The sequence below is a fragment of the Rhodoplanes sp. SY1 genome, from assembly GCF_046000175.1.
In the GTDB taxonomy this organism is placed as follows: Bacteria; Pseudomonadota; Alphaproteobacteria; order Rhizobiales; family Xanthobacteraceae; genus Rhodoplanes.
This window is the reverse complement of sequence record NZ_JBEOMB010000464.1, coordinates 1-538: the sequence shown is the minus strand read 5'-3', so window position 1 is coordinate 538 and position 538 is coordinate 1. Positions and strand designations below refer to the sequence as shown.

Annotated in this window: 1 protein-coding gene; it reads right to left on the bottom strand. The window is 43.3% G+C overall.

The window, feature by feature from the left end; all coding sequences use genetic code 11:
* The coding region (locus ABTU92_RS30385; protein ID WP_408095249.1) for a hypothetical protein at positions 1 to 538 on the bottom strand (538 nt) is incomplete at both ends.

The window sequence follows — 538 nt, the reverse complement described above, 5'->3', positions numbered from 1 at the left end:
TACATTAAATGTACCATTTGAGCTAATCTTGAACGCTATTTTTTGACGAGACAGTGCCGGTCGCAAAGTGCGCTCGACCGATTTTATTACATCAAGTGCGTCAAATAATTCTGGTTTATATGACTGATCCGCAGGTTTTACTTGAAGAGACCGTAAGTTAGAGCTTGTTGAGTGAACCTCTTCGGCTGCCTGTAGGGTGCTTTCAGTAGATGCAACAATATTCTCTAGCACTGCCGGAGAGCTGCGCAGCCGTTCTGCTTTGATAAATCTCTTGATCAGGTCATCATTTTCTTCGGCAGCAACCCATGAATTAAACGATTTATGCCACAAATCGTGCGCTAATAAGCTCGTTACTTCAACATAAGTCATCCGACTGGCTTGGGCTTCCAGGATGGCTGCCTGAGCGTGCATTTCGCTAAATGTCTGAGCAATAAACAAAGCGTCGGAGACCCTCTTGCAAAAACCCTTAAATAGATCGATATCTCTCCTAGAAAAAATGTGAGGTCGTTTAAAAAAATAGGATAACGTCCCGAAGCTT